The following is a 20,392-nucleotide window of genomic DNA, read 5'->3' on the forward strand; positions in this document are numbered from 1 at the left end:
CGACCGAATCCCTGGTTTGGGTCGACCACAAGCCCGAACTCGCGCTAGGGGCGGAGGAGGGCGAGGACCTTCTCGGCGGCGGGGAGGGCCAGCTCGCGGTCGGCGGGGACCAGGCCGATCCGGGTACGCCGGTCCAGCAAGTCGCCCACGGTGGCCGCGCCCTCGTGGGTCACGCCGAAGACCAGCTCGGCCCAGACCGTCGGGACGGCCGGGTTGCCCGGCACGATCGGGGCGAGCAGCTCGGACTCGTCCCAACCGGTGGCCTCCACGGAGGTGGTGAGGACGAGGGCGGCGTCGGCGCCGTACCGGCGGACCAGGCGGGCCCTGCCGGGGTGACCGGCGCGGGCCGCCGCCTCGGCGAGGTCCTCCCGTGGGGCGGCGCCGGCCAGCGGCAGGGTCGCGGTGACGCAAGGCCCCGCGGTCAGTCCGGCGGCAGCGACGGCGGCGTCGACCGCGTCCTGCGCCATCCGGCGGTACGTCGTCAGCTTGCCGCCCACGATCGTGACCACGCCGTCGGAACTGGTCAGCACCGCGTGCTTGCGGGAGAGGTCAGCGGTCGACGCGTCGCCGCCGTCGAGGAGCGGGCGGAGCCCGGCGTACGCCCCCACGACGTCGGAGCGCCGCAGCGGTGTCGCGAACGACGCGGACACCACGTCGAGCAGGAAGCCGATCTCGACCTCCGTCGGCTCGGCCACGTCCGGCACCGGCCCCTCGGCCGGCTCGTCGGTGAGACCGACGTAGAACTGGCCATCGGGCTGCGGGAGGACCAGCACGAAGCGGTTGACCTCGCCTGGGATCGGCGCGAAGACCGCGACGTCGAGATCCGGGAGCGCCTCGGCCCGCAGGACCAGGTGCGTGCCCCGTGACGGCCGGAGGTGTACGTCGGGCACGAGCTCGCTCGCCCACACGCCGGCCGCGTTGACGACGGTCCGGGTCCGCACCGTCGCGGTCGCACCGGTCAGCTCGTCGCGCAGCTCGACCGTGGTGCCCGTCGCCGAGAGCACCCGTGCATGGGTGTGCACCGACGCGCCGTGGTCGGCGGCCGTGCGGGCGATCGTGGTGACCAGCCGCGCGTCGTCCTCGAGCTGGCCGTCCCAGCCGAGGAAGGAGCCGCGCAGCCCGACGGACCGCAGCGTCGGCGCGAGCCGACGGGTCTCAGCCGCGCTCAGGCGGCGCGGGCGCGGCAGCGTGGCGCTGCTGGTGCGCGCGGCCCGGCGGAGCAGGTCGCCACCGACGAACCCCGCACCGGCGAGGAGCCCCATCGGCCGGCTCACCGAGGCGGCGAGCGGGATGATCGAGGCGAGCGGGTGCACCAGGTGCGGAGCGGTGACCTCCATCAGGATGCCGCGCTCGACCGCGCTCTCGTGGGCCACGCCGACCTGGCCGGAGGCCAGGTAGCGCAGCCCGCCGTGCACGAGCTTGGAGGAGAAGCGCGAGGTGCCGAACGCGAGGTCGTGCGCGTCGACCGCGAGCACGGTGAGGCCGCGCGACACCGCGTCGAGGGCGACACCCGCGCCGGTCACGCCGAGACCGACGACGACGACGTCGACCTCGCTGGGCACGCCGGACAGTCCTGCGGTGATCGTCATGGCTGGAGGCTCCTGGTCAGCTGCGTGTGCAGCTCGGCGTCGAGGGCGGCGAGGTCGACGCTGTCGTCGACCATCGTGTGGGCGGAGAGGACGAAGCCGTGGCAGGCGAGCACGAGGGATCGCGCCAGCAGCACCGGGTCACCGGTGCGGACCGCCCCGGTCCCCTGACCGGAGCGGATCGCCTCGGCGAGCAGGCCGACGATGAGCTCCTGCGACCGGCCGCGCCGTGAGAAGAGGTAGGGCAGCACGAGCTCGGGGTCGAGCTCGACGATGCGGCTGAACAGCTCGTTGTCGCGCAGCGCGGCGACCGTGGCCAGGACGGCGTCCGCGATCGCCTCGGGCGTGGCGGAGCGGTCCGCGACGTGCCCCTCGACCACGCCGGTCCACTCGCGCGTCATCAGGTCGGCGAGGAGGGCCGGCATGTCCGGCCATGCCCGGTAGATCGTCATCCGCGAGACGTCGGCGCGGCGGGCGACCTCGGTGAGCGTCGTACGCCGCCAACCGACGTCGAGGATGCACGCCCGGGCGGCGTCGAGGTAGCCGTCGCGAGGCGTTGCGGGATCCTGGGTGTTGTGACGTTGTGACGCCATATGTCACACTGTAACACATGACCGCGAACCAGCTGAGCTCGCCCGAGACCGCGACCGACCTCCAGCCGGAGATGCCCGCCACCCGCTGGGGCGACCCCGCGCAGGCGGCGCCGCTCCCCGACGGGGTGCGCGACCTGGTATCGCTGGTCTTCCCGATCCAGGACTCCCCCGCCCGCACCGACGTCACGCTGCCGGCGTCCTCGCTGGCCGCCGAGCAGGTCGCCGCCCTCGCCGCCCTGGTCGGCGCCGACAACGTCGTGACCGACGACGCCGTCCGCCGCGTGCGCACCCGAGGCAAGTCCACGCCCGACCTGCTCCGCCAGCGCACCGGCGACCTGGGGGACGCACCGGACGTGGTCGTCCGGCCCGCCGACCACGACGAGGTCGCCGCGGTCCTCGCCTGGGCCCAGGAGCAGCGGGTCGCGGTCGTCCCGTTCGGTGGCGGTACGGCGGTCACGGGTGGCCTGGTCGCGGACCCGGCCGGCGCCGGCCTCACCGGCGTGGTCTCCCTCGACCTGGGTCGGATGCGTCGGCTCCTCGCGATCGACCCCGTCTCCTCGACCGCGACCCTCGAGCCCGGCCTGCGCGGTCCCGAGGCCGAAGCGCTGCTGGCGCGACACGGCCTGATGCTCGGCCACCTCCCCCAGTCCTTCGAGTTCGCGACGATCGGCGGCTTCGCCGCGACCCGCAGCAGCGGCCAGTCGAGCGCCGGCTACGGCCGGTTCGACGCGATGGTGGTCGGGCTGCGCGTGGCCACCCCGACCGGCGACGTACGCCTCGGGTCGGCGCCGGCGAACGCCTCGGGACCGGACCTGCGCGAGGTCTTCCTCGGCTCCGAGGGCGCCTTCGGCGTCATCACCGAGGTCACCGTGCGGGTGCGCCCGCTGCCCGAGGTCAAGGAGTACGAGGGCTGGCGCTGGCCGAGCTTCGCCGAGGGGGCCGACGCGATGCGGCAGCTGGCGCAGGCCGATCTGCTGCCGACCGTGCTGCGGCTCTCGGACGAGGCGGAGACGGCGATCAACCTCGCCGACCCGGAGAGCATCGGCGGCGAGTCGGCCGCGGGCTGCCTGATGATCGTCGGCTACGAGGGCACCCCGTCCGCGGTGGCGGCCAAGAAGCTCGCCGTCACGACCCTCCTCACCGACCTGGGCGGTACGCCGCTCGGCGCCGAGCCGGGCACCTCCTGGGCGCACGGCCGGTTCAACGCGCCGTACCTCCGCGACAGCCTGCTCGACGCCGGCGTGCTCGTCGAGACCCTCGAGACCGTCACCTTCTGGAGCAACCGCGAGAACCTCTACACCCGCGTGAAGGCCGCGCTCGAGACGAGCCTGGGCGAGGGCGCGATGGTGCTCTGCCACGTCTCGCACGTCTACGCGACCGGGTGCTCGCTCTACTTCACCGTCGCCGCGCCGGGCGGTGAGGACCCGCTGGCACGCTGGCTCCCCGCGAAGGCCGCCGCGTGCGAGGCGATCGTCGCGGCGGGTGCCTCGATCACCCACCACCACGCCGTCGGCACCGACCACAAGCCCTACCTGACCGCCGAGATCGGCGAGGTCGGCGCGCGGATCCTGCACGCGGTCAAGGACGCCGTCGACCCGGTCGGCATCCTCAACCCGGGAGTGTTGATCCCGTGACGCGCTCCTTCTCCTTCCTCGTCAACCCGCTGTCGGGCGGCGGCGCCGGCCCCAAGGTCGTCGTCCCCCTCGCCCGGGCGCTGCGCGAGGCCGGTGCGGAGGTCGAGGTCAGCTACACGACCACCGCGGCCGAGAGCCCCTCGCTCGTCGCCGAGGCCGTCGCGCACGGCTCGGTCGTCGCGTCTGTCGGCGGCGACGGCATGCTGTCGTCGGTCGCGGGTGCGGTCGCGGACGCGGACGGCGTGCTCGCCGTCGTACCGGCCGGACGGGGCAACGACTTCGCCCGGATGTTGGAGGTCCCGACCGACCTCGACGTCCAGGTCCGCCTCTTGCTGCACGGCAACGAACGACGCATCGACCTGCTCCGCACCACCACAGCGACCGGCACGACCTCCGTCGTCGCCGGTTCCGTGTACGCCGGGGTCGACGCGCGCGCCTCGGAGATCGTGGACCGGTCGCGGTGGATGCCGTCGACGCTGCAGTACCCGCTGGCAGCGGTCCGCGCGCTGGCGGCGTACCGCCCCTTCGACGCGGTGCTCGAGGTCGACGGGGAGCGCACCACGCACCGCGCGGCGACCGTGGTCGTCGCCAACTCGCGCTACTACGGCAAGGGCATGGCGATCGCTCCCTCCGCCTCCGTCGACGACGGCCTCCTCGACGTCGTCGTCATCGAGGCCGCCTCCCGCCTGGAGCTGATCCGCTCCCTGCCCAAGGTGTACGACGGCGGGCACGTCGCCCTGCCCGAGGTCACCGTGCGGACCGGCCGGCACGTCCGGCTGTCCGGCGCGTACGTCGGCGGCGGAGCCGTGCCGGTGGGCGCGGACGGCGAGCAGCAGACCCCGCTCCCCGCCGGCCCGGACGCGCTGACGGTCGACCTGCTGGCCGGCGCGCTGCGCGTCCTGGCGTGACCTCGGCGCCTGTCGGTAGTTTGACCGGCATGTTGGTACGCCGCGTTACCGTCCTCTCCTCGCTCCTGCTCGCCCTCGCGGTGGCCGTCCCCGTGGCGGCGAGCGCGCCCGCGCAGGCGGCCGGCGGGTCGGCGTACGCACCGATCGACCGGCCGGGCCCGCGGCTGTCCGTCGACCCCGCGAAGCTGAGGGCGTCGCTGGCCTGCCACGGCAACCCCCGGAGCGGCGGCGAGCCCGTGCTGCTCAACCCGGCGACCAGCGTGACACCCGACCAGGACTACTCCTGGACCTACGAGAAGGCGTTCACCGCGCAGCAGCGGTACTGGTGCGCGGTGACGATGCCGTTCCACACCTTCGGCGACATCCAGACCGCCGGGCAGTACCTGGTGCACGCGATCCGCTCGATGCACGCACGGACCGGCCGCCGGATCGGCATCCTCGGTCACAGCCAGGGCGGGATGAGCATGCGCTGGGCGCTGCGCTTCTGGCCGGACACCCGTCCGATGGTCGACGACGTGATCGGCATGGCCGCCTCCAACCACGGCACGACCGCGCTGCCCGTGTGCGGCAAGCTCGGCGTCACGACCTGCACGCCCGCGGTGTGGCAGCAGCAGGCGGACGCGCGGTTCATCAAGGCGCTCAACAGCCGCGCCGAGACCTTCGCCGGCATCTCCTACACCGAGATCTACACGCACACCGACGAGGTCGTCGTGCCCAACAGCACGGCCGCGAGCTCGTCCTCCTCGCTGCACACCGGCAACGGCCGGATCACGAACGTGGCCACCCAGGACGTGTGCCCCACCGACCTGGACGAGCACCTGCTGGTCGGCACGGTCGACCCGACGACGTACGACCTGGTCATGGATGCGCTCACCCACCGCGGCCCGGCCTCCCCCGCCCGGATCGGCACCACAAGCTGCTCGAAGCTCTCCATGCCGTACGTCGACCCGGCGAACCTCGACACCTACTTGCAGCCGCTGAGCGCCCTGCCGAGCCTGCTCAGCACCTCGCTGCCGATGGTCACCTTCTCCGGTGCCCCGATGCTCAAGGCCGAGCCGCCGCTGCGCTGCTACACGCTTCGCGTGTGTCTCCATCGCTCGCGCTGAGCGCTGCGAGCTCGTCCCTCGCTCGGCGCTCCCGCTCACTCAGTCGTCTACGTCTTCGCGACAGGCTGCTGAGGCTCAGGCCTCGCGCGAGAACGCCGACGCCCGCCGCACCTGGTCGGGCGTCGGGGTGACACCCGTGTAGAGGCGGAACTGCTCGGCCGCCTGCAGCGCGATCACCTCGGCACCCGAGATCACCCGCTTGCCCCGGGCCTGCGCGGCCCGCACCAGCAGGGTGTCCGCGGGCAGGGCGACGACGTCGAAGACGACCTCGGCCGCCGCCACAGCGGCGTCGTCGAAGGACTGCACGTGGGCCTCCGGGCCCTGCATGCCGAGCGGGGTGACGTTGACGAGGACCTGCGCGGTGCGGTCGCCGACCTCCGGGACCCAGCGCGCGTCGTACGCCTCCGCCAGTACTCGCCCCGCCTCCTCGTTGCGGGCCACGACGGTGAGGTCGGTGAAGCCCACGCCGGCGAGAGCGGCGAGCACGGCCTTGGCCATGCCGCCGCTCCCGCGCAGCAGCACGCTCGACGACGGGTCGACCGACCAGCCTCGCAGCAGGGTCTCCACGGCGAGGTAGTCGGTGTTGTAGCCGGTGAGCACACCGTCGTCGTTGACGATCGTGTTGACGGAGTCGATCGCCCGCGCGCTGGCATCGAGGCCGTCCAGGAGCGGGATCACCGCCTCCTTGTACGGCATCGACACCGATGCTCCACGGATCGGCAGCCCGCGTACGCCGGCGACGGCCTGCTCGATGTCGGTCGGCGCGAACGCCTTGTAGACGAAGGGCAGGTCGAGCTCGTCGTACAGGAAGTTGTGGAACCTGGTCCCGATGTTGCTCGGCCGGGCGGCCAGGGACACGCAGAGCTGCTGGTCCTTGTGGAGGATCGGCACGCGTCAGCCGATCGGCGGGATCGGCTCCGCGGGGATCGTCACTGCCTGGGCGCGGTTGGCCGCGCACACGACCGCGCGCAGCGAGGCCGTGACGATGTTGTGGTGGATGCCGATGCCCCACACGATCTCGCCCGCGATCTCGCACTCGACGTACGCCGCCGCGACGGCGTCGCCGCCGGCCGACAGGGCGTGCTCGGCGTAGTCGAGGACGCGGATGTCCGCACCCGCCTGACGCATGCCGTCGACGAACGCCGCGACCGGTCCGTTGCCGAGGCCGGTGAAGCTGCGCTCCTCGCCACGGACGACCAGCTTGACCTCCTGCTGGTCCTCGCCGTCCTCGCTCGTGGTCGAGGAGAAGCTGACGAGCTCGTACGGCTCCTCGCGGTCCAGGTACTCGTGCTGGAAGATCGACCAGATCTCGTCCGGCGTGACCTCGCCACCGGAGGTGTCGGTGCGCTGCTGGATGACCCGGCTGAACTCGATCTGCGCGCGACGCGGCAGGTCCAGGCTGTGCTCGGCCTTCAGCACGTAGGCGACGCCACCCTTGCCGGACTGGCTGTTGACGCGGATGACCGCCTCGTAGGTGCGACCGACGTCCTTCGGGTCGATCGGCAGGTACGGCGCCTCCCACGGGATGTCCCGCACGCTGCGGCCCTGCTCCGCGGCGATCCGGTCCAGGTCCTCCAGGCCCTTCTTGATGGCGTCCTGGTGAGAGCCGGAGAAGGCCGTGTAGACCAGGTCGCCGGCGTACGGGTGGCGCGGGTGGACCGGCAGCTGGGTGCAGTACTCGACGGTCCGGCGGATCTCGTCGATGTCGGACAGGTTGACCTGCGGGTCGATGCCCTGGCTGAACAGGTTCATCGCCAGCGTCACCAGGTCGACGTTGCCGGTGCGCTCGCCGTGGCCGAACAGGCAGCCCTCGACCCGGTCGGCGCCGGCCATCAGCGCCAGCTCGGTGGCGGCGACGGCGGTGCCGCGGTCGTTGTGCGGGTGCAGACTGATCGCGGAGACGTCGCGGCGGGTCAGGTGCCGGCCGAAGTACTCGATCTGGTCGGCGTAGGTGTTCGGCGTCGACATCTCGACGGTCGCCGGCAGGTTCAGGATGATCTCGCGGCCCGGCTCGGGCTGCCACACGTCGGAGACCCGCTCGCAGACCTCGAGCGCGAAGTCGGTCGGGGTCTGGGTGAAGATCTCCGGGCTGTACTGGTAGCCGAAGTCGGTGCCGGCCAGCATCTGCTCGGCGTACTTCATCACCCACTCGGTGCCGCGCGTCGCGATCGCGATGCACTCGGCCTCGGTGACGTTGAAGACGACGCGCTGGAACAGCGGAGCCGTCGCGTTGTAGAGGTGGACGGTCGCCTTGTCGGCGCCCTGCAGCGACTCGACGGTGCGCGCGATCAGGTCCTCGCGGGCCTGGGTCAGCACCGAGACGCGTACGTCGTCCGGGATCTTGTCGCCCTCGATCAACTGGCGGACGAAGTCGAAGTCGGTCTGGCTCGCGGCCGGGAACCCGATCTCGATCTCCTTGTAGCCCATCTGGACCAGCAGCTCGAACATCTTCATCTTGCGGGCCGGGCTCATCGGGTCGATGAGGGCCTGGTTGCCGTCGCGCAGGTCGGTGGACAGCCAGCGCGGGGCGTGGGTGATCTTCTGGTCGGGCCAGGTGCGGTCGGGGACCGTGACGGGCTCGAAGGCGCGGTAGCGCTCGAAGGGCATACCGCTGGGCTGCTGAGCAGGGATGGTGGTCATGATTTCCTCGGCTTCGTTCAAGACGGATTGCCGGGCGCGCGACTCACTCCGCAGCGAGGGGGTCCGGCTTCGTCAGACCTCGCTGCGGCCGCTAAGAAGCAGTGCGCGCATCATGATGTCTCCACCATAACAGCCCCTAGGCTTGAAGCGTGACCCGGCTTCTCGTCGTCCACCACTCCCCCAGCCACTCCATGCAGGCGCTGCTCGAGCAGGTCGTGGCGGGCGCGGGCGACGAGGCGATCGAGGGCGTGGAGGTCGTCGTACGTCCGGCGCTGGAGGCGACCGCGGAGGACGTGCTGGCGGCGGACGGGTACGTCCTCGGGACGACCGCGAACTTCGGCTACATGAGCGGCGCGCTCAAGCACTTCTTCGACTCGACCTTCCTCGCGGTCGGCGGCGCGCTGGACGACAGCGGCGGGGTTTCGACAGGCTCAACCACCGACCAGCAGAGCGGCGAGACGGCGGGCCGGCCGTACGGGCTGTGGCTGCACGGCCGCTACGACCTGACGGGGGCGATCCGGTCGGTGCAGTCGATCGTGGGCGCGCTCGGCTGGAAGCAGGGGTACGACGTGCTCGGGGTGATCGGCGACGTGGACGAGCAGGCGCGGGAGGGCGCCTACGAGCTGGGCGCTACGATTTCGGCACTGCTGTCGATGGGCTGAAGGGGGCCGTGTGACGCTCCGCAGCGCTCTCGGGATCCTCGCTCTCGCGCTCGCGGTGACCGCGTGCAGCGCGCAGCAGCAGGGCTCGAACACCGACCCGGCCCAGGTCGACGCCGTGACTCCTCCGCCGAACGGCGCCTGCCGGCTGCTCACGCCCGCCGACGTGGCCCAACCGGCCAACGCGACGGCCACGGTGCCGTGCACGAGCCGGCACACCGCGCAGACGTACGCCGTGGGTGACCTGCCAAGCCAGTTCGCGCAGGTCGACTACGACGCGCAGTCGCTGAGCCGGTGGGCCTATGCGACCTGCTCCAGCGCGTTCGAGAAGTTCGTGGGCGCCGACGAGAGCCTGGTCCTGCGCACCACGATCAGCTGGGCCTGGTTCCGGCCCTCGCAGAAGGCGTGGGGCAAGGGCGCGCGGTGGTACCGCTGCGACGTCGTCGGCGGCAACTCCACCAGCACCACGTACCGCCCGCTGCCCGCGGACGCGAGGGGGATGCTCGCGGGTCGGCCGGACGACCACTGGCTCGCCTGCGCGGTCGGCCCGACGCTCCCCCAGGCCACGAAGGTCGCGTGCTCGGAGAAGCACAACTGGCGGGCCGTGACCACCATCAAGCTGGGCGAGCCCGGCGACGCCTACCCGGGCGACCGGGTCGCCGACTCCCGCAGCGACGCGTTCTGCGCGAGCTCGGTGAAGGCGTGGCTCAACTACCCGGCGACCTTCCAGTACGGCTACACGTTCTTCCACCAGGCCGAGTGGGAGCTGGGCAACCGGCGCTCGGTCTGCTGGGCGATGACGACGAGCTGATGGCGCGCCTCCTCGGACTCCTGCTGACCGGCGCGCTGCTGCTCGCCGGGTGCAGCTCCCCCACCGCGCCGGTCGCCGCGCCGACGACGCCGGCGCCCGCACCTGCGCCCCCGGCGGCGCCGGCCCCGCACGCCTGCTACGCGATGACGATGACGCAGGCCGTGGCGCCCACCAGCCAGGTCACCCCGACCTCCTGCACGGCCGCGCACACGACCGAGACCTACTACGTCGGCCAGCTCGACACCTACGTCGACGGCCACCTGCTCGCCGTCGACTCCGACCACGTCTCGGCCCAGGTCGCCGACACCTGCCGCCGCCGGCTGGGCGGCTTCCTCGGCGGTACGACGGCCCAGACCCGGCTGAGCATGGTGCGCGCCGTCTGGTTCACGCCCACCGTCGCCCAGTCCGGCCAGGGCGCGAACTGGTTCCGCTGCGACGCCGTCGCGGTCGCCGACTCCGACTCGCTGTCGACGCTGAAGGCCAGCCTGCACGGCGCGCTGAGGGCCCCGAAGCGCCGGACCGCGCTCGCGATGTGCGGTACCGCGGCCCCGGGAGCGCCCGGGTTCCACCGCGTCCAGTGCGGCACCCGCCACTCCTGGCGCGCCATCGCGGTCGTCCCGATCGCCGGCGTGCGCTACCCCGGTCGCGCGGCGGCCAAGGCCGCCGGCAAGGTGCGCTGCGAGGACGCCGCGGGGGCTGTGACGTCCGACCCGCTCAGCTTCCAGTGGAGCTACGAGTGGCCCACCGCGGGCGACTGGTCGCTCGACCAGCACTACGGGATCTGCTGGTTCAAGGGCTGACTCGGCTCCGTCGTACCCGGCGATTCGGCTGCCCAGACACGCGAAAGTCAGCCAGAACGCCAGGTACGACGCATCAGAAGCCGAGCTTGCGGAGCTGGCGGGGGTCCTTCTGCCAGTCCTTGGCGATCTTGACGTGCAGGTCCAGGTAGACCGGGGTGCCGAGGAGCGCCTCGATCTGCTGGCGGGCGTTGGTGCCGACCTCGCGCAGCCGGGCGCCCTTCTTGCCGATCACGATGCCCTTCTGGGAGTCGCGCTCGACGTACAGGTTGGCGTGGATGTCGAGCAGCGGCCGGTCCTCGGGGCGGTCCTCGCGCAGGCCCATCTCCTCGACGACGACGGCGATGGAGTGTGGCAGCTCGTCGCGGACGCCGTCGAGCGCGGCCTCGCGGATCAGCTCGGCGGCGAGGATCTCCTCGGGCGCGTCGGTGAGGTCGCCGTCCGGGTAGAGCGGCGGGCCCTCGGGCATCAGGCCGATCAGCAGCTCGGCCAGCAGGTCGATCTGGTGGCCGGACACCGACGACACCGGAACGACCTCGGCCCAGTCGGTGCCGGTCTCCTGGCCCAGCCGGGCGATGTCGAGGAGGTGCTCGCCGAGGCGCTCGTGGTCGACCAGGTCGGTCTTGGTGGCCACCGCGATCTTCGTCGTACGCCGGACCTTGCCGAGCTCCTCGACGAGGAACCGGTCGCCCGGGCCGATCTTCTGGTCCGCGGGGAAGCAGACCGCGACCACGTCGACCTCGGCCCAGGTGGCCTTGACCAGGTCGTTGAGCCGCTCGCCGAGCAGGTTGCGGGGCCGGTGCAGGCCGGGGGTGTCGACGAGGATCAGCTGGCCGTCCTCGCGGTGGACGATGCCGCGGACCACGGTGCGCGTCGTCTGCGGCTTGTCGGAGGTGATGACGATCTTCTGGCCGACGAGTGCATTGGTCAGCGTGGACTTGCCGACGTTGGGTCGGCCGACGAAGCAGGCGAAGCCGCTGCGGTAGCCCTCCGGCACGTCGCCGGACCCGAACGCGGGCGCCGGAGCCGGCGCGGGCAGACCGGCGAAGTCCTCGTCGAGGTCGTCGTCCAGCTCGTCATCGAAGGCGTCGTCCTCGTGGTCGAATTCCCGGCTCACTGGTCTCCCCCTGCCCGGGCGGCGTCGTAGTCCGCCCAGATCTCGTCGTCGGACTTGCCGGCCGCCTTGCCCGCCCGCCAGATCGGCCCGGGGTCGACCGCGCGGAGCTGGCGCTCCTTGACCGCGCGCCAGTAGCCCATCACGTCGTAGTGCGAACTCGGCATCCTCACCTCGCGCATGAGGTGCTTGCGGATCGCGCGCATCTGCGCGGACTCACCGGCCATCCAGAAGTAGCCGGTGCCGGCCGGGAGCTCGGAGCCCTCGACGGAGGCGGCGAGGCCGTCGCCGTGGCCCTGGGCCCAGGTGACCTCGGCACTGCCCGGGAGGTACCCGGCGAGCGTCTCCGGGTCGTCCGGCACCTCGGCGTGGATGCGCACGGGCAGCCGGTCGGCGTACGTCTCGGCGATCCGGGCCATCGCCGGCATCGCGGTCAGGTCACCCACCAGCTGCAGCCAGCCCGCGTCCTCGGGCAGCGCGAAGGAGCCCTTCGGCTCGGTGATCGTGACGGTCTGGCCGACGGGGTCGCCCGCGCGGCCGAGTGCCCACTCGGTGACCAGGCCGACCTCGTGGACGACGACGTCGACGACGAGCTCGGCGCCACTCCACGAGCGCACCGTGTAGTAGCGGCTCTGGAACTGGCCAGGCACGACCAGACCGACCCACTCGTCCGGGATCCTCGTCGAGGCGAAGCCGGCGAGACCGTCCCCGCCGAGGGTCAGCCGCACGAAGTGGTCACTCAGCTCTTCGCGGCGCAGCACCTGCGCGGCGTACTCCTCGGCCCGTCTGCTCATCAGGGCAAGGCTATCGGTCCCGTTGGTTTCGATACGCCCTCGCCTAGCGGCTCGGGCTACTCGACCAACGACTACACGCCGAAGTCCGGACGCAGCGGGTAGCCGCTGCTGCCCTCGGCGTTCTTCGTGGCGAGCACGTGGTGCAGCTGGATCTCGTTGCGCTCGAAGGCGATCCGCGATCCCACCATGTACAGGCCCCACACGCGGGCGGTGCCCTCGTCGGTCTCGGCGACGCACTCGTCCCAGTGCTCGACCAGGTTCTCGCTCCAGCCCTGGAGGGTCTTCGCGTAGTGCATCCGGATGTTCTCGTGGTGCTGGACCTCGAGCCCGGCGTCCTCGACCGCGCTGACGATCGTGCCCGAACCGGCGAGCTCGCCGTCGGGGAAGACGTAGCGGTCGATGAACGCGCCCGCGCGCTCGGACGTGGCGTTGTCGTGGCGGGTGATGCAGTGGTTGAGCAGCCGGCCCTCGGGCTTGAGCTTGCCCTCGATGAAGGCGAAGTACGCCGGGTAGTTGGCCACGCCGATGTGCTCGGTGAGCCCGATCGAGCTCACCGCGTCGAAGTCGCCCTCGGCCACGTCGCGGTAGTCGGAGAAGCGCACCTCCGCGACCTCGTCGAGTCCTTCGGCCTTGATCCGCTGCTCGGCCCAGAACGCCTGCTCGCGCGACAGGGTGACGCCGAGCGCCTGCACGCCGTAGTGCTTCGCGGCGTGCCGGACCATGCCACCCCAGCCACAGCCGAGGTCGAGCAGCCGCTGGCCGGGCTGCAGGTCGAGCTTGCGGCAGATCAGGTCGTACTTGTGGAACTGCGCCTCCTCGAGGGTCGCGTCGGCCGTCGGGTACACCGCGCAGGTGTAGGTCATCGACGGACCGAGGACGTGCTCGTAGAAGGTGTTGGAGACGTCGTAGTGGTGACGGATGGCGTCAGCGTCGCGCTCCTGGGAGTGCCGGCCCCAGCCGATCAGCGCACCGACCACGTTGCTGCGCAGCGCCTCGACCCGCAGCCGCCAACCGGGCAGGTGCTCCTGCGGCGGCGGAGCCGGAGGCAGCAGGTTGCGGATGCCGAGAGCCCGCACCAGATCGGCGATCTGGCTCGGTCGCGGGGTCCCGAAGTCGGTGTGGCTCTTGAGCAGGCTGAACGGACCGTACGGGTTGCCCGGGTGCGCGCCGTGCAGGACGAGGTCGCCAGCGACGTACGCACGCGCCAGGCCGAGGTCGCCGGGGGCGGTGAGGATGTAGGCCAGCCCGCGCGGACGCACCAGCTCGATGGCGTACTCGGAGTCGCTGGGGCCCGCGCTGCTTCCGTCGTACGCCGTCAGCCGCAACGGGAGTCCACCGTCGAAGAGGGAGTCGATAGCCGGAGCGATCTTGACGCTCATCGCCGCTTCACCGCCTTGTCGTAGAGGTTGGTCAACCGGCCCTGAGGGTCGAAGCGCTCACGGACCCGCTCCAGGTGGCCGGTGTTGTAGAGCGCCGCGAAGGTCGGCTCGTCGTAGAAAGCATCGGAGTAGAGCGACTTGTGTCCGTCCAGCTCGTGCACCTTCGCCTCGATCGCCCGGTTCTTCGGGCTGCTCGCGGCCTCGGGGCCGACGTGGACGGTGCCCCAGAAGCCGACGTTGACGTAGGGCTCCCCCGCCGTCAGCGGGTAGAGCGGCCAGGCTCGGGTCGCCACGAGCGGGCACAGCCAGACCGGGCGCATCCCGATCTCCTGGTCGAACCAGGTGAGGAACTCGGGCAGCCGGTCCAGCGGGACCTCGATGTCCTGCACCACGCGTTCGCGCTCGGGTCGGCCGGCGCGACGGTCGAGCCGGTCGGCGATGCCGAAGCGGCGGTCGAGGTGGAGCAGCTTCATGTAGACGTCCGAGCGGCGCCAGCGTCGCGGCCAGAACCGGCGGATCCGGGGATCCTGCGCGCCGAACGCGCCCGAGCACCAGAACCAGTCGGTGTCCCAACGCCACAGGTAGTCGTAGGCGGTGAGCAGGTCGGTCTCGCGCTCCTGGATCGAGCGGAAGTAGATGTCCTGGCCGGCGTAGTCGGAGGTGACGCCTCCCTCCTCGGTCCACCGCGCGAGCGTGAGGTAGAGCTCGTCGGGCGCGAACGCCACGCCGTCGAGGCCGTCGACCCGCTGGCCGGCGTACTCCCTGGTCGCGGTGATCTCGGCGATCGTCTTGGCCAGCAGCGCGGCGTCGTCGAAGCGCACGTGGCGCAGCGCCACGTCCCCGAGCACCTTCTCGAGCCTGATCCGCAGCCGGGTGGCGTAGCCGAGGCTGCCGTAGGAGTTCGGGAACGCGTCGAACAGCTCCTCGCCCGGTCGCGTCGTGACGACCTCCCCCGCGCCGGTGAACACGTCCATCTCCAGCACCGACTCGTGCGGCAGGCCGTTGCGGAAGCTGGTCGACTCGATGCCCAGACCGGTGACCGCACCACCGAGCGTGATGGTGCGCAGCTGCGGGACGACGTACGGCATGTAGCCGTGGGCGAGGGTGGCGTCGACGAGCCGCTCGTAGGTGCACATGCCCTGCACCTCGGCGACCGGCCCGTCGGGGCTGTCGGGGAGCACCTCGATGACACCGTCGAGGCCGCCGACGTCCAGCCCGGGCGCGTCGGAGGCCGAGCGCTGGCGGAACAGGTTCGTGGTGCGCTTCGCGAGCCGCACCGGCTGGCCCGGCGCGATCCGCTGGTACGACGCGGCGAGCCGGGCCACCGCATCGCGGTGGCTGTCCCAGCCGACTTCCCGTGCTTCCGGCATGGCAGAAACGCTACTACCAGGAAAGGACAGCCGTCTCGGCGGGTTGTTGCGGATCACAACCAGCCGTTCCGCTCGGCGATGAGCACCGCCTCGGTGCGGTTGGCCGCGCCGGTCTTGCCGATCGCCGCCGACAGGTGGTTGCGGACGGTGCCGTCGGACAGGAACAGCGTCTTCGCGATCGACGCCACCGACGCGCCGTTGCGGGCGGCCCGGAGCACGTCGGTCTCCCGCGCGGTGAGGGGCGACTGGCCGCTGACGAGGGAGTCGGTGGCCAACGCGGGGTCGACGACGCGCAGGCCTTGGTGCACCCGGCGTACGGCGTCGGCCAGCTGCGCGGCGGGGGTGTCCTTGACGACGAACCCGGAGGCGCCGGCCTGCAGCGCGCGCTGCAGGTAGCCGGGCCGGCCGAAGGTGGTCACGATGAGCACGCGGGTGCCCGGGGACGCGCTGATCACCTCGGCGGTCGCCGAGATGCCGTCCAGGCCGGGCATCTCGACGTCGAGCAGCGCCACGTCGGGCTGCAGCGCGCGCGCCTTCGCCACGGCCTCGTCGCCCGTGCCGACCTCGGCCACGACCTCGAGGTCGGACTCCAGCTGCAGCAGCGCGGAGAGCGCGCCCCGCACGAGCGCCTGGTCGTCGGCGAGGAGCAGGCGGATCGGCGTGCTCATGCGCGCGTGACCTTCAGGCTGAAGCCACCGTCGACCGGACCGGCGGTGACCGTCGCCCCGACCGCCTCGGCGCGCTCGCGCAGGCCGACGAGCCCGTGACCGATGCCCCCGGGCGCGTCGGCACCGCGACCGTCGTCGCGGACCTCGGCACTCGTCGGGGTCAGCCGGACCGTGCAGGTCGAGGCGGCGCTGTGGCGGATCACGTTGGTCACTCCTTCGCGGACCGTCCACGCGAACAGCTCGCGCACGTCGGTCGGTATGTCGTCGGTCGAGTTGGGCAGCACGGCGCGGATCTCCGCGGTCCGCAGGGCGTTGCGGGCCCGGGCGATCTCGCCGGGCAGCGTGATCTCGCGGTAGCCCTCCACCGCGCGGCGTACGTCGGCGAGGGCGTCGCGCGAGAGCCGCTCCAGGTCCGCCAGCTCGGCACGGGTGCGCTCGAGGTCGTGGTCGAGCAGCCGCTGGGCGAGCTCGGCCTTGACCGTGATCACGGTGAGCGAGTGGCCGAGGATGTCGTGCAGGTCGCGGGCGAACCGGTTGCGGGCGTCGGCCAGCTCCAGGCGGATGTTCTCCTCGCGGACCGACAGCAGCGCGACGTTGCGGTTGATGGCCTGGCCGATGCCCCAGATCGCGAGCGCCGCCACGAAGATGCCGGCGAGCAGACCCGACTCCTCGTGCCATCCCGGCACGAGGACGCCCGCCCCGTAGGCGCCCGCGGCCACGACCACGACGGTCACCCAGCCCCACAGGCTGCCGAGGCAGAGCATCGAGGTCACGGCGACGTACACGGCCATCGAGGTGGCGGTCTGGCCCACGCAGACCGCGGTGACGACGGCGAGGACGATCTCGGCACCGACCAGCGCGGCCGCGGCGGCCGGGCGGACGACCATCCGGAAGGGGCCGCCCAGGGGGCGTCGCGAGCGCAGCACGACGAAGCAGCCCAGGTAGACGACCGCGAAGACCACGACCGCCACGATCGCGACCCAGCCGCGCAGGTCGCCGCGGTCCCAGCCCGCCTCGATCGGCTGGAGCAGGTAGAACATCCAGACGGCGGCGAACAGCGCGCCCCACCGACGCGGACCCGACTCCATGAGGTCCGCCTCGGCGGGGCTGACGCCGTTCTGCTGCATGATGGTCGGCACGCTAGCCGGGTCTCAGACCCGCGCCGTGTCCTTGCTCATCCGCCACGCCGCACCGGCGACGAAGAGAGCCAGCCAGAAGACCAGGTTCGCGACCCAGCCGACGTGCGGGGCGCCGCCGTACAGGGGCCAGCGGGCGAGCTCGGCCAGACCGTAGATCGGGGTGAGCGCCGAGATGTGGCCGAGCACCGAGTGGGGCGCGATCGGGAACCACAGGCCGCCGAGGGCGGCGAGACCGGCCATGACCGGGCCGAGGATCTGCATGACGTTCTCCGACGGCAGCAGGTAGCCCATGAACAGGCCGAACGCGGCGAACACGATCGAGCCGAGCCAGGCCAGCAGCGCGGCGAGGATCCAGGCGTGCGTGGGCATCTCGGCCTTGCCGTTGACGAGACCGATCACGTTGACGGCCAGCACCGAGAGCAGGCCCAGGCCCATGGCGACGATCGACTTGATCAGGATGTAGGCCGTCGGCGACAGCGGGGTGAGCCGCAGCTGGCGGGACCAGCCGAGGGCCCGCTCGGTCGCCACCATGGCGCCGCCGCTGGTGGAGGCGAGAACGGCGCCGTACACCGCCATGCTGATCATGATGTACGCCGAGACGTTGCCCGATCCCTCGCGCTCGGAGCCGTACGACGAGTTCGTGCCGATCAGCAGGTAGAGCAGCACCGGCATGACCAGGGTGAAGATCATCGTGCGGCGGTTGCGCAGCATCCGCTTGAGCTCGATCCGGAGGACGGCGAGGCTGAAGCCGCCCATCGGGGGGACCCGGCGGACGCTCGGGTCGTAGGTGGTGGTGCTCATCGCTGGTTCTCCTCGGTGTCGGACTGGTCCCCGGTGAGGCTCAGGAACGCCTCCTCGATGCCCTTCGCCGCGACCTCGAGGTCGCGGGCGTCGGTGGTGGTCAGCAGGTGCCGGGCGATCGCGTCGCTGTCCTTGGCGTGCACGATCACGCTGTCGCCGCGCAGCTCGACGCTGTCGACGCCGGCCATGCCGCGCAGGTCGCCGGCGATCCGCTCGGCGTCGGTCGGCAGGGTGGCCCGCAGGGTGCGACCCGAGGCGAGGGCCTTGATCTCGCTTCCGCTGCCGTCGGCGACGATGCGGCCGTGGCTGACCAGCACGATGCGGTCGGCGTACTGGTCGGCCTCCTCGAGGTAGTGCGTCGCGAAGAGCACGGTGCGGCCCTTCTGCGCGTCCTCGCGGATCGCGGACCAGAAGGCCCGGCGGCCCTCGACGTCCATGCCCGTGGTGGGCTCGTCGAGCAGCAGCAGGGCGGGATCGGAGAGCAGCGCCATGGCGAACCGCAGCCGCTGCTGCTCGCCGCCCGAGCACTTGCCGACCTTGCGCTCGGCGATGCCGGTGATGCCCGCGCCGGCGAGCACCTCGTCGACGGGACGGCTGTCGGCGAACAGGCTCGCGGTGTACTCGACGGTCTCCCGGACCGTGAGGTCCTTGAGCAGGCCGCCGGTCTGCATGACCGCGGACACCAGGCCGCGGGCGATCGCCTGGCGGGGCTTGAGCCCGAGGACCTCCGCCGTACCGGACGTGGGGGTGGAGAGGCCCAGGATCATGTCGATGGTCGTGGTCTTGCCGGCGCCGTTCGGGCCCAGGAAGGCCACCACCTCGCCGGCGTTGATCTCCAGGTCGATGCCGCGCACCGCGTGCACCGACCCGAAGTCCTTGGTGACACCGTCCAGCCGGATCGCGGGGACGGACAGGGGGTTCGTGGTCATGGCAGCAGCCTGCCCCGTCCGGGGCCGCAGGACCTCGACCAGGCGTCACGACCCACCCCTGACATTTGTCAGCCGATCCGCCCCACCTGCCCCAGCGGAGATGCCATGGTGGGCGCTCAGGCTGTTGCGCATCGGGCCGATGGGTACTCGGGACGGACTGACGCCGTCCGCCGACGACCTTGGAGAGTCCCCGTGAACGACCTGCGCTCCCCTCGCACCCGACGTGCAGGATCCGCCGCTCTCTGCGCCCTCGTGGCCGCTTTGATGATGGCGTACGCCGGATCGCTGGTCGTGCGTCCGGCCAGCGCCGCCGTCGCGGGCAGCACCGTGAACCCCCTCGCCGGAGGGCCGTGGGGTCGGGACGCGGGCGACGACCTCGCGCAGGAATGGGCCGTCCAGACCGGCGCTACGAAGGCGCTGCTCGGGAGGATCGAGGGGCAGTCGCGGGTGCGCTGGTTCACCATGGGCATCCCGACCTCGAACGTCGTGACGGTCATCCAGCGCTACATCGCCAAGGTGCAGGCGCTCGACGGGCCGAACGCCCTGGTGCCGATGGCGCTGTTCCGGATCTTCCCGCGCGGCGAGGCCAACCGCGACCAGCGGATGACCGACGCCGAGGTGGCGGCGTACCAGGCGTGGATGCAGGCGGCGGTCAGCGCGATCGGCTCGACGCGCGCCGTGGTGGTGCTCGAGCCGGACCTGGCCGAGCTGGCGCCGCCGAACCGGACGAGTGCTCCCGTCGTACCGGACGCAGCGAAGCGGGAGGGGCTCGTGCGGGCCGCCGCTCAGCAGCTCTCGGCGCTGCCGAACACGACCGTCTACCTCGACTCCGGCGATGCCGACTGGCTGCCGGTCGACAAGGCGACGACGCTCCTCGTCAGGTCGGGCGTGCAGTACGCGCGCGGCTTCGCGCTCGGCGCCACGCACTACTCGCCGATCGCGAGCAACGTGGCCTACGCCAGGGCGCTGCAGACCTCGCTCGCGTCGCAGGGGTACGCCGGCAAGCACGCCGTCCTCGACACCGCCGACGACGGGCGCGGGTTCACCTGGGGCTACTGGCACACGCACGAGGGCAAGCTCGGCTCCGACTTCAACAACGCGGCCGTGTGCACCTCGCCGACGGCCACGCAGTGCGTCACCCTCGGGCACGCCCCCACGTGGAACGTCGGCACCTACCGCGCCCAGTACGTCGACGGCTACCTCTGGTTCGGACGCCCGTGGCTGACCCGCCAGGCCTCGCCGTACAACCGTGCGCGGGCGCTGCAGGCGGCCCGGACCACGCCGTACAGCATGGTGAACGTGACGGGCGGGGGCTCGTGGACGCCGTCCCCGTCGAGCGCGACCGACACCACCAGCCCGGCCGGGCCCTAGCCTCGAGATTTCATGTCGCCGGGGTTGAGTACGGCGCGTAACGCACGGAAGTGCCTGTCTGGCGCGGGATTCTTGGCTTGTCGAAGGTCAAGA

19 protein-coding genes are annotated in these 20,392 nt (G+C 71.9%); 7 read left to right on the top strand and 12 right to left on the bottom strand.

The genetic code is table 11. The features are described from left to right. Positions 1-44: 44 nt before the first annotated feature. Positions 45-1,589 (bottom strand): glycerol-3-phosphate dehydrogenase/oxidase, encoded by a 1,545-nt coding sequence (locus ACYVAQ_RS22285; protein WP_460792780.1) that lies wholly within the window; start codon positions 1,587-1,589, stop codon positions 45-47. Next, positions 1,586-2,179 (bottom strand): TetR/AcrR family transcriptional regulator, encoded by a 594-nt coding sequence (locus ACYVAQ_RS22290; protein WP_460792781.1) that lies wholly within the window; start codon positions 2,177-2,179, stop codon positions 1,586-1,588. The genes ACYVAQ_RS22285 and ACYVAQ_RS22290 overlap by 4 nt, the downstream gene beginning before the upstream one ends. A 17-nt stretch (positions 2,180-2,196) precedes the next feature. Between ACYVAQ_RS22290 and ACYVAQ_RS22295 the strand changes: the two genes are divergently transcribed. The 3 genes from ACYVAQ_RS22295 to ACYVAQ_RS22305 are packed head-to-tail and all read left to right on the top strand — an operon-like array spanning position 2,197 to position 5,827. After that, positions 2,197-3,813: an FAD-binding oxidoreductase gene (locus ACYVAQ_RS22295; protein WP_460792782.1), complete on the top strand. Its 1,617-nt coding sequence runs from the start codon at positions 2,197-2,199 to the stop codon at positions 3,811-3,813. Continuing rightward, positions 3,810-4,721 (top strand): diacylglycerol/lipid kinase family protein, encoded by a 912-nt coding sequence (locus ACYVAQ_RS22300; RefSeq protein WP_460792783.1) that lies wholly within the window; start codon positions 3,810-3,812, stop codon positions 4,719-4,721. Before ACYVAQ_RS22295 ends, ACYVAQ_RS22300 begins: the two co-directional genes overlap by 4 nt. Before the next feature lie 29 nt (positions 4,722-4,750). Next, positions 4,751-5,827, top strand: coding sequence for an esterase/lipase family protein (locus ACYVAQ_RS22305; RefSeq protein ID WP_460792784.1), 1,077 nt, complete (start codon positions 4,751-4,753; stop codon positions 5,825-5,827). 75 nt (positions 5,828-5,902) lie between these two features. Here the strand turns inward: ACYVAQ_RS22305 and ACYVAQ_RS22310 are convergent, their stop codons facing one another. Both ACYVAQ_RS22310 and leuA read right to left on the bottom strand, forming a co-directional pair. Continuing rightward, positions 5,903-6,718 carry a shikimate 5-dehydrogenase gene (locus ACYVAQ_RS22310; RefSeq protein ID WP_460792785.1) on the bottom strand — a complete coding sequence of 272 codons (816 nt, stop codon included), beginning with the start codon at positions 6,716-6,718 and terminating at the stop codon, positions 5,903-5,905. A 3-nt stretch (positions 6,719-6,721) separates the two neighbouring features. Further along, positions 6,722-8,467 (bottom strand): 2-isopropylmalate synthase, encoded by a 1,746-nt coding sequence (gene leuA / locus ACYVAQ_RS22315; RefSeq protein ID WP_460792787.1) that lies wholly within the window; start codon positions 8,465-8,467, stop codon positions 6,722-6,724. A 149-nt stretch (positions 8,468-8,616) separates the two neighbouring features. On the opposite strand from leuA, the gene ACYVAQ_RS22320 reads away from it, so the two are divergent. Genes ACYVAQ_RS22320 through ACYVAQ_RS22330 form a run of 3 tightly spaced genes read left to right on the top strand, consistent with a single transcriptional unit; the run spans position 8,617 to position 10,737 of the window. Then, positions 8,617-9,129: a flavodoxin family protein gene (locus tag ACYVAQ_RS22320; protein ID WP_460792788.1), complete on the top strand. Its 513-nt coding sequence runs from the start codon at positions 8,617-8,619 to the stop codon at positions 9,127-9,129. Between the two features lie 10 nt (positions 9,130-9,139). Next, a complete protein-coding gene (locus ACYVAQ_RS22325) occupies positions 9,140-9,937 on the top strand; it encodes a septum formation family protein (protein WP_460792789.1) in 798 nt (265 codons plus the stop codon). Next, positions 9,937-10,737, top strand: a complete 801-nt coding sequence (locus tag ACYVAQ_RS22330; protein ID WP_460792791.1) for a septum formation family protein — start codon at positions 9,937-9,939, stop codon at positions 10,735-10,737. The genes ACYVAQ_RS22325 and ACYVAQ_RS22330 overlap by 1 nt, the downstream gene beginning before the upstream one ends. A gap of 73 nt (positions 10,738-10,810) precedes the next feature. Here the strand turns inward: ACYVAQ_RS22330 and era are convergent, their stop codons facing one another. From era to ACYVAQ_RS22370, 8 genes are all read right to left on the bottom strand, one after another. Next, positions 10,811-11,851 carry a GTPase Era gene (era, locus tag ACYVAQ_RS22335; RefSeq protein WP_460792792.1) on the bottom strand — a complete coding sequence of 347 codons (1,041 nt, stop codon included), beginning with the start codon at positions 11,849-11,851 and terminating at the stop codon, positions 10,811-10,813. Further along, positions 11,848-12,642, bottom strand: coding sequence for a siderophore-interacting protein (locus ACYVAQ_RS22340; protein ID WP_460792793.1), 795 nt, complete (start codon positions 12,640-12,642; stop codon positions 11,848-11,850). Before ACYVAQ_RS22340 ends, era begins: the two co-directional genes overlap by 4 nt. Before the next feature lie 71 nt (positions 12,643-12,713). Further along, complete coding sequence (locus tag ACYVAQ_RS22345; RefSeq protein WP_460792795.1) at positions 12,714-14,021, bottom strand: class I SAM-dependent methyltransferase; 1,308 nt, start codon at positions 14,019-14,021, stop codon at positions 12,714-12,716. After that, entirely contained in the window at positions 14,018-15,391 is a 1,374-nt protein-coding gene (locus tag ACYVAQ_RS22350; protein ID WP_460792796.1) for an FAD-binding oxidoreductase, read from the bottom strand. The genes ACYVAQ_RS22345 and ACYVAQ_RS22350 overlap by 4 nt, the downstream gene beginning before the upstream one ends. Before the next feature lie 53 nt (positions 15,392-15,444). Further along, the gene (locus tag ACYVAQ_RS22355) at positions 15,445-16,059 is read right to left on the bottom strand and encodes a response regulator (protein ID WP_460792797.1); all 615 of its coding nucleotides are present in this window, start codon (positions 16,057-16,059) and stop codon (positions 15,445-15,447) included. Beyond that, positions 16,056-17,186 (bottom strand): sensor histidine kinase, encoded by a 1,131-nt coding sequence (locus tag ACYVAQ_RS22360; RefSeq protein ID WP_460792798.1) that lies wholly within the window; start codon positions 17,184-17,186, stop codon positions 16,056-16,058. The genes ACYVAQ_RS22355 and ACYVAQ_RS22360 overlap by 4 nt, the downstream gene beginning before the upstream one ends. 24 nt (positions 17,187-17,210) lie before the next feature. Next, on the bottom strand, positions 17,211-17,999 hold the full coding sequence (locus ACYVAQ_RS22365) for an ABC transporter permease (RefSeq protein WP_460792800.1): 789 nt from the start codon (positions 17,997-17,999) through the stop codon (positions 17,211-17,213). Next, on the bottom strand, positions 17,996-18,928 hold the full coding sequence (locus ACYVAQ_RS22370; RefSeq protein ID WP_460792801.1) for an ABC transporter ATP-binding protein: 933 nt from the start codon (positions 18,926-18,928) through the stop codon (positions 17,996-17,998). Before ACYVAQ_RS22370 ends, ACYVAQ_RS22365 begins: the two co-directional genes overlap by 4 nt. Before the next feature lie 252 nt (positions 18,929-19,180). On the opposite strand from ACYVAQ_RS22370, the gene ACYVAQ_RS22375 reads away from it, so the two are divergent. After that, positions 19,181-20,299: a glycoside hydrolase family 6 protein gene (locus tag ACYVAQ_RS22375; RefSeq protein WP_460792802.1), complete on the top strand. Its 1,119-nt coding sequence runs from the start codon at positions 19,181-19,183 to the stop codon at positions 20,297-20,299. Positions 20,300-20,392 lie beyond the last annotated feature (93 nt).

This window comes from Nocardioides maradonensis (genome assembly GCF_054777115.1).